The sequence below is a fragment of the Streptomyces sp. CBMA156 genome (assembly GCF_014596515.1).
GTDB lineage: Bacteria > Actinomycetota > Actinomycetes > Streptomycetales > Streptomycetaceae > Kitasatospora.
The window spans coordinates 1-7,142 of the sequence record NZ_MSJQ01000207.1 but is presented as its reverse complement, the minus strand read 5'-3'; the positions used below and the strand labels follow the sequence as shown (position 1 = coordinate 7,142).

The window sequence follows — 7,142 nt, the reverse complement described above, 5'->3', positions numbered from 1 at the left end:
CGGGTCGTGGCAGCCGTGGTGGCCGGGGCGGCGCCGCCACCGCCTCCGCCGTCGCCGCAGGCGGTGGCGAAGGCCAGCAGGGCCAGCGCCCCCACCGCGTACGTCCTGGTCCTGCTCCGCCCGTCCCTGATCACCGCAGCGCGCTCCCGGTTCCCGTCCAGCTCTCTCTCAGCTATGCACGGTAACGGCTGCCGCGGCGGTTCCCGATCCGGGGTTACTCGACGTGTTCGCTGCTGAAGGACCAGCGGTGCACCGGTCGGCCGAGCAGCTCGGCCGGCGGGTCGGCGACGGGCCGGGGCTCGCCGCTCCACCAGCTGATCAGCAGCACCCGCTCGCCCGGGGCCGTGAGCAGTTCTAGGCGTTCGAGACCGGCCGCTCCGCGCAGCGCGGGCAGCGCCGACTCCCTTGCCCAGGCGGCGAGTTCGGCCCCGCGGCCGGCCGCGGCCCGGGCCTCCCACATCGCGGCGACGGTCATCAGGCGCCGCCGCCGAGGGCCTGGTAGGCCTGGCCGTGGACGTCGCCGTGCTCCAGGTGGGCGGCCGGGACGTGGACGTCGGTCACCGGCAGCGAGGAGTCCGCCGACAGGTCCAACGAGGACGGCGCGCGGTCGCGCCACACCATCTCGGCGCCCAGCGCCGCGACCATCGCGCCGTTGTCGGTGCACAGGCCGGGCCGGGGCACCCGCAGCCGGATGCCGGCCCGGTCGCAGCGCTGCTGGGCCATCTCGCGCAACCGCGAGTTGGCCGCCACGCCGCCGCCGATCATCAGGTGGTCGACGCCGCTGTCCCGGCACGCCTTGACGGCCTTGCGGGTGAGCACGTCGGTGACCGCCTCCTGGAAGGACGCCGCCACGTCGGCGATCGGCACCTCCTCGCCGGCCCGGCGCTTGGCCTCCACCCAGCGGGCGACGGCGGTCTTCAGGCCGGAGAAGGAGAAGTCGTACGCCGGGTCGTTCCTGCCGCTCAGGCCGCGCGGGAAGGCGATCGCCTTCGGGTCGCCCTCGCGGGCCGTGCGGTCGACGATCGGACCGCCGGGGAAGCCCAGGCCGAGCACCCGGGCGACCTTGTCGAAGGCCTCGCCGGCCGCGTCGTCGATGGTCGCGCCGAGCGGGCGGACGTCGCTGGTGATGTCCTCGCTGAGCAGCAGCGAGGAGTGCCCGCCGGAGACCAGCAGGGCCATCGTCGGCGAGGGCAGCCGGCCGTGCTCCAGCTGGTCGACGCAGATGTGCGAGGCGAGGTGGTTGACCCCGTACAGCGGCTTGTCCAGCGCCCAGGCGTACGCCTTGGCGGCGCTGACGCCGACCAGCAGCGCGCCGGCCAGGCCGGGGCCCGCGGTGACGGCGATGCCGTCCAGGTCGCTCGCCTTGACCCCGGCGGTGTCCAGGGCGCGCTGGATGGTCGGGACCATCGCCTCCAGGTGCGCGCGGCTGGCGATCTCGGGGACGACGCCGCCGAAGCGGGCGTGGTCGTTGACGCTGGAGGCGACCGCGTCGGCCAGCAGCGTGGTGCCGCGCACGATGCCGACGCCGGTCTCGTCGCAGGAGGTCTCGATGCCGAGGACGAGCGGTTCGTCAGCCATGGCGGGTGTCCTCAATGTCCTTCGGGTCAGTGCTGTCAGTGCTGGGGTGGTCGAGGCGCATCACCAGCGCGTCGACGTTGGCGGGCTGGTAGTAGCCGCGCCGGATGCCCACCGGTTCGAAGCCGTGGCGCTCGTACAGCCGCTGGGCGCGCGGGTTGTCCACCCGCACCTCCAGCAGCAGCTCGGCGCACTCGCGCCGGGCGGCCTCCCGGATCAGGTCGGTGAGCAGCGCCGTGCCGAGGCCGCCGCCCTGGTGGCGGTCGTCGACGGCGATGGTCTGGACGTCGCCCTCGCCGGCGATCACCATCAGCCCGGCGTAGCCGACGATCGCGCCGTCCGGGGCCGCCGCGACGGTGTAGTGGCGGGTGCCGCCGGGGTGGGACTCGGCCAGCTCGGACCAGAACATCCCGGCGGACCAGGCGTCCTCCGGGAAGAGCCGCAGCTCCAGCTCCAGCACCGGGGCGATGTCCCACCAGCGCATCGGGCGCAGGGTGGTGCCGTGGTTCACGCGGGGAGCACCGCCTTGTAGCCTGCCGGGACCTGGGCGTCCGGGCGGCGCAGGTACAGCGGGACGTTCGGCAGCAGCTCGCGCCCGGCGGTCAGCTCGGCGGCGGCGAAGCCGGCCAGGGCGCCGGCCGAGACGTGCTCGGGGCCGTGCGCGCCGGGGAACGCCTCGGGGTAGAGCACCGCGCCTGCGCCGACGGAGCGCTCCTGCGGGGTCAGCTCGGCCGGACGGTCCACGCCGGGGCCCTCGGTGCGGTGGCCCTCGGCGTCGTACGAGGCCCAGTAGACCTCCTTGCGGCGCGCGTCGGTGGCCACCGTGAACGGCCGGCCGGCCAGGCCCTCGGCACGGGCCTGGAAGGCGATCGCGTCCAGGGTGCAGACGCCGTGCACTGGCAGCCCGAGGGCGTGGCCGAGCGCCGCGGCGGTCACCAGGCCGACCCGGAGACCGGTGTACGGGCCCGGGCCGACTCCGACCGCGATGCCGGTCAGCCGGTGCTTGTCCACACCCGCGGCCCGCAGCACCTGGTCGATCGTGGGCAGCAGCAGTTCGCCGTGGCGCCTGGCGTCGACCTGGTGGGTCTCGGCGAGGACGGCCGTGCCGTCGTGGACGGCGGCGGTGACGGCGGGGGTAGCGGTGTCGAACGCGAGCAGCAGCACGGGGTCAAGGTTAGACCGACGTTGGGCCGACCGGCCGATCGGCAGGGTGTGCCACCCGGGAACACACATCCGAGGCGCTGCGACCCGACAGGATGAACCTGGCACGATGGGGCCGTACGTAAAGGGACGGCGGCGGGAGCGGCAACGTGGCGAAGATGGGTCCTGGAGTGGTGGTCACGGGGTTGACCCTGGGGGCCCTGGCGGTGGTGAGCCTGTTGGCCTTCCAGGCGAACGGTGCCCAGGACCGGGCGGGCGGCGCCAAGCCCACCGTGACCACCAGCACGACCGGCACGGCCACCACCGCGGCGCCGACCGCCTCGGCCACCCCGACCGTCCCGCCGGTGCCGACCACCACGGGCACCGGCCCCCGGGTGGTCTACTCGATCGGCAGCCACTACGTCTGGCTGGTCGACCCGAAGAAGAACCCGCAGGTCGCGGCCGCCTTCCCGGTCACCCCGGGCTCGGTCGAGCCGACTCCGGGCAGCTACGCGGTGTACAGCCGCACCCCGACCACCACCGGGACGGACGGCAAGCAGATCGAGCACGTGGTGCGCTTCGCGCAGCAGAACGGCGTGGTGTTCGGCTTCAGCGCCGCGGTGGACGGCGCGACGCCGACCACCGACCCGAGCGCGAAGACCGGCGGCATCCGCAGCGGCCGCGCCGAGGGTCAGCTGCTCTGGGACTTCGCGCCGAAGGACACCAAGGTGGTCGTGGTCGCCTGATCCGGGACGGCCCGGAACCACCCGGGCGGTTCCGGCCCGGGAGAACCGGCCTCACGCGGCCCGGGGCGCCTGCGCCTCGGGCCGTTCGTCGTGCCCGGGCCGCGGTTCGGGCGGGGTGGAAACCGCCTCGGCGGCCGCGCGGGCGGCCAGCAGCGCCCGCATGGGCTCTCCCGGAGCGCGGTGGGCGGACTCTCCGGCCCCGGCGGCGCGGACCGGCCGCTGCGGGGCGGGGGTGGTGCTCGACATGGCGCCTCCCTAGTTAGGCAGACCTAACCGCAGCACCCATCCCACCACGCCCGGCGCCCCGCCCGCAACACCTTCCCGACAGTCTGTCGGCAAGATGCCGGCGACCCGGCGCGGCCGCTACCCGAGGTCCGCCAGCGGCACGTCCGCCCAGCGCGGGCCGATGCCGGTCAGCAGCACCCGGCGCGGGTCCTGGTCGTCCCCGTCCGCGGTGTCGCCGATGGCGCGCTCGATCCGGACCTCCAGCCGGTCCTCGGAGAGCCGCTCGACCTTGCCCTCGCCCCACTCGACCACGACCACCGACTCGGGCAGCGAGACGTCCAGGTCGAGGTCCTCCATCTCGTCCAGGTCCCCGCCCAGCCGGTAGGCGTCCACGTGCACCAGCGCCGGGCCGCCGACCAGCGAGGGGTGCACCCGGGCGATCACGAAGGTCGGCGAGGTCACCGCCCCGCGGACCTGCAGGCCCTCCCCCAGGCCCCGGGTCAGCGTGGTCTTCCCCGCCCCCAGCTCGCCGGAGAGCAGCACCAGGTCACCCGGCCGCAGCAACGCGGCCAGCTCCCGGCCGAGCCGGCCCATCCGCTCCGGGGTGGGGACGGTGAGAGTGGCGTGCGAGCCCATGCGCGTGTCTTGCCCTTCGGTCCGTACCGGCGCACCGACCACCGGCCGCCACCGCTACCGTGCCACATCGGCGCGCCCCGCTGCGGCGGGCGGGGCCCCGCGGAGGCTCAGGCCGGATCGGCCGCCGGGTCGAGGGCGGGGTCAGGGTCCCGGGGCCGTCGGCCCGCCAGGTCGAGGACGGCCGCGGGCAGCGCCGCCGCCCCCGCGAAGCCGGCGACCCGGCGCAGCAGCCGCGCCAGCTCGTGGTCGACCAGCTCGGGGCGCTCCAGCATCACCAGGTGCCCGGCGCCCTCGGCCAGCACCAGCTCGGCGCCCGGCAGCCGCTCGGCCATCGCCTCGCTGTGCGTCGAGGGCGTCAGCAGGTCCTTCGTCCCGGCCAGCACCAGCGCGGGCAGGCCGCGCAGGGCGGCGAGCGCCTCGTGCTTCTCGTGCGCGCCGAACACCGGGTAGAACTCGGCGACCACGTCGATCGGGGTGGCGTCCAGCAGCTGCTCGGCGAAGCGCACCACACCGGGGTCGACGTCCCGGCCGCCGAAGGAGAACCTCCGGTAGAAGACGGCGGCCACGTCCGCGCCCAGCCGCCTGGTCGCCTCGACCAGGTCGACCTGGCGGCCCAGCAGCTTCACCACCCCGGGTGCGACCTTCTTGAACAGCTTCGCACCGGCCCTCGGCAGGCCGAGGCTGACCTCGTTCCAGTCCCCGGCGAGGGTGCCGATCAGCGCGACCCCGGCGACGCGCTCGCGGAACAGCTCCGGGTGCTGGTCGGCCAGCGCCATCACCGTCATGCCGCCCATCGAGTGGCCCACCAGCACCAGCGGCCCGGTCGGGGCGACGGCGTCGATCACCGCCTTGAGGTCGCCGCCCAGCTGGTCGATGCCGGCCGGCTCGCCCGCCAGGTAGGAGCGGGAGCGCTCGGAGCGGCCGTGGCTGCGCTGGTCCCAGAAGACCAGCCGCATGCCCTCGCGCAGCGCGGCCCGCTGGAAGTGCCAGCTGTCCTGGTTGAGGCAGTAGCCGTGGCAGAACACCACGGTCAGCGGCTCGGCGCTGCCACCCGCCCGCTCGCCTCCGGAGCCGAAACCGTCCGCCCCTGGGCCGGCGCCGTCCGGCTCGTCCCAGCCGGTGCCGTCCAGCTCCACGTACAGCTCGGTGCCGTCCGGTGCGGCCACCCTCCTCGGGCGCCCGCGCAGCGAGCCGAACGGGGCCTTCGCGTCCAGCTCGGCCCGGGCCCGGCGGCGCATCGCCCGGCCGACGGTCAGCCGCTCGATCGCCACGCCCGCGGCCGCTCCGGCCGCCAGCACACCGACGGAGATCCCGATCACACCGGCCCGGCTCACCCCGGAGGCGGCGCCGGCCACCCTGGCCACCGCCGCGACCGGATTGCCCTCGGCCGGCGCGTCGGTCATGCCGTCGGGCCCTCGGCGTGGCTGCCGCCCAGGTAGCGGCGGGGCACCCGGGCACCGATCCGGGTGATGATCTCGTACGAGATGGTGCCGCAGGCGCGGGCCCAGTCCTCGGCGGTGGGCTCGCCGTGCTCGCCGTTGCCGAACAGCAGCACCTCGTCGCCGATCGCCGGAGTGTCGCCGCCCAGGTCCACCACGAACTGGTCCATCGCGACCCGGCCGGCCACCGTGCGCCACTTGCCGTCGATCTGCACCGGGCCGGTGCCGCTGGCGTGCCGCGGGATGCCGTCGCCGTAGCCGACCGGGACCAGGCCCAGGGTGGTCTCGCCCGGTGTCGTGTAGTGGTGGCCGTAGCTGACCCCGTGCCCGCCGGGGACGTGCTTGACCAGCGCCAGCCGCGCGGTCAGCGCCATCACCGGGCGCAGCCCGAAGTCGGCCGGCGAACCCACCTCGGGCACCGGCGACAGCCCGTACGCGGCCAGGCCGGTGCGGACCAGGTCGAAGTGCGACTCGGGCAGCAGCAGGGTGGCCGGGGAGTTCGCCAGGTGGCGGACCTCGGGGCGCAGCCCGGCCGCCTCGGCCACGGCCAGCGCGGCCCGGTAGGAGTCCAGCTGGGCCTGGATCGACGGGTGGCCCGGCTCGTCCGCCGCGGCGAAGTGCGACCAGACGCCGACGACCTTCAGCAGCCCCTCGGCCTCGGCCCGGCGGGCGTCCGCCACCAGTCGCGGCCAGTCGTGCGGCTGGCAGCCGTTGCGGCCCAGACCGGTGTCGGCCTTCAGGTGCACCCTGGCCGGGATGCCGGTCTCGCGGACGGCCGACAGCAGCTCGTCCAGCGCCCACTGCCCGCTGACCGAGACGTCCAGGTCCGCGCGCAGCGCCTCGCGCCACGGCCCGCCCGGCGTCCACAGCCAGCACAGGATGCGGGCCTGCTCCGGGCGGATGCCCGCGGCCCGCAGCGCCAGCGCCTCGTCCGGCGTCGCGCAGCCGAGCCAGCCGACCCCGTTCGCGACCGCCTCCCGGGCGCACTCCACCGCGCCGTGGCCGTAGGCGTTCGCCTTGACCGCGAGCATCACCGCCGCGCTGCCGACGCGCTCGCGCAGGGCCGCGAGGTTGCCGCGCAGGGCGGCGAGATCGATGGTGGCCTCGGCCCGTACGCCTTCGGTGAGGGTGGCTGTGCCGGTCGTGTTCGCAGTTGTCATCAGGGTCAGTCTCCCAGACGTCCCGGAGTCCTCGCCGAACGGCCCGTCGGCGCGGCGGCCCCCCACGACGCGCCGGCCTGCGGCGGACCGCCCGTTCACCCTGTCCAGGACGCCCTGACCGGATGGTCCGGTTCCGTCGGTCACCCCTCGCGGACCGCCCGCCACACCGCCGGCAGCGCCCCGGCCACCGCGAGCGCCGTGGTCGGGGCGCCCGGCCGGCC

The 7,142-nt window shown here is 75.7% G+C and carries 9 protein-coding genes; 1 reads left to right on the top strand and 8 read right to left on the bottom strand.

The features are described 5' to 3' along the window. Nucleotides 1–214: 214 nt before the first annotated feature. The 4 genes from BU198_RS17165 to tsaB are packed head-to-tail and all read right to left on the bottom strand — an operon-like array spanning nt 215 to nt 2,739. Complete coding sequence (locus BU198_RS17165) at nt 215–475, bottom strand: hypothetical protein (RefSeq protein WP_188297725.1); 261 nt, start codon at nt 473–475, stop codon at nt 215–217. Beyond that, a complete protein-coding gene (gene tsaD / locus BU198_RS17160) occupies nt 475–1,578 on the bottom strand; it encodes a tRNA (adenosine(37)-N6)-threonylcarbamoyltransferase complex transferase subunit TsaD (protein WP_188297724.1) in 1,104 nt (367 codons plus the stop codon). Before tsaD ends, BU198_RS17165 begins: the two co-directional genes overlap by 1 nt. Then, entirely contained in the window at nt 1,571–2,059 is a 489-nt protein-coding gene (rimI, locus tag BU198_RS17155; protein WP_188297727.1) for a ribosomal protein S18-alanine N-acetyltransferase, read from the bottom strand. The genes tsaD and rimI overlap by 8 nt, the downstream gene beginning before the upstream one ends. Before the next feature lie 23 nt (nt 2,060–2,082). Continuing rightward, the gene (tsaB, locus tag BU198_RS17150) at nt 2,083–2,739 is read right to left on the bottom strand and encodes a tRNA (adenosine(37)-N6)-threonylcarbamoyltransferase complex dimerization subunit type 1 TsaB (protein WP_188297723.1); all 657 of its coding nucleotides are present in this window, start codon (nt 2,737–2,739) and stop codon (nt 2,083–2,085) included. 155 nt (nt 2,740–2,894) lie between these two features. Between tsaB and BU198_RS17145 the strand changes: the two genes are divergently transcribed. Further along, complete coding sequence (locus BU198_RS17145; RefSeq protein WP_188297726.1) at nt 2,895–3,461, top strand: hypothetical protein; 567 nt, start codon at nt 2,895–2,897, stop codon at nt 3,459–3,461. A gap of 51 nt (nt 3,462–3,512) precedes the next feature. Here the strand turns inward: BU198_RS17145 and BU198_RS17140 are convergent, their stop codons facing one another. The 4 genes from BU198_RS17140 to alr form a co-directional block, all read right to left on the bottom strand. Beyond that, the gene (locus tag BU198_RS17140) at nt 3,513–3,707 is read right to left on the bottom strand and encodes a hypothetical protein (RefSeq protein WP_188297722.1); all 195 of its coding nucleotides are present in this window, start codon (nt 3,705–3,707) and stop codon (nt 3,513–3,515) included. Between the two features lie 117 nt (nt 3,708–3,824). Continuing rightward, on the bottom strand, nt 3,825–4,322 hold the full coding sequence (gene tsaE / locus BU198_RS17135; RefSeq protein WP_188297721.1) for a tRNA (adenosine(37)-N6)-threonylcarbamoyltransferase complex ATPase subunit type 1 TsaE: 498 nt from the start codon (nt 4,320–4,322) through the stop codon (nt 3,825–3,827). A gap of 107 nt (nt 4,323–4,429) precedes the next feature. Beyond that, nucleotides 4,430–5,725, bottom strand: coding sequence for an alpha/beta fold hydrolase (locus BU198_RS17130; protein WP_188297720.1), 1,296 nt, complete (start codon nt 5,723–5,725; stop codon nt 4,430–4,432). Next, nucleotides 5,722–6,921 carry an alanine racemase gene (gene alr / locus BU198_RS17125; protein WP_188297719.1) on the bottom strand — a complete coding sequence of 400 codons (1,200 nt, stop codon included), beginning with the start codon at nt 6,919–6,921 and terminating at the stop codon, nt 5,722–5,724. The genes BU198_RS17130 and alr overlap by 4 nt, the downstream gene beginning before the upstream one ends. Nucleotides 6,922–7,142: the final 221 nt, after the last annotated feature.

Coding starts and splice junctions, on each gene's coding strand:
- BU198_RS17140 (WP_188297722.1), bottom strand. CDS start 3,707: ATGTCGAGCACCACCCCCGCCCCGCAGCGGCCGGTCCGCGCCGCCGGG.
- BU198_RS17145 (WP_188297726.1), top strand. CDS start 2,895: ATGGGTCCTGGAGTGGTGGTCACGGGGTTGACCCTGGGGGCCCTGGCG.
- BU198_RS17130 (WP_188297720.1), bottom strand. CDS start 5,725: ATGACCGACGCGCCGGCCGAGGGCAATCCGGTCGCGGCGGTGGCCAGG.
- tsaE (WP_188297721.1), bottom strand. CDS start 4,322: ATGGGCTCGCACGCCACTCTCACCGTCCCCACCCCGGAGCGGATGGGC.
- tsaD (WP_188297724.1), bottom strand. CDS start 1,578: ATGGCTGACGAACCGCTCGTCCTCGGCATCGAGACCTCCTGCGACGAG.
- BU198_RS17165 (WP_188297725.1), bottom strand. CDS start 475: ATGACCGTCGCCGCGATGTGGGAGGCCCGGGCCGCGGCCGGCCGCGGG.
- rimI (WP_188297727.1), bottom strand. CDS start 2,059: ATGCGCTGGTGGGACATCGCCCCGGTGCTGGAGCTGGAGCTGCGGCTC.
- alr (WP_188297719.1), bottom strand. CDS start 6,921: ATGACAACTGCGAACACGACCGGCACAGCCACCCTCACCGAAGGCGTA.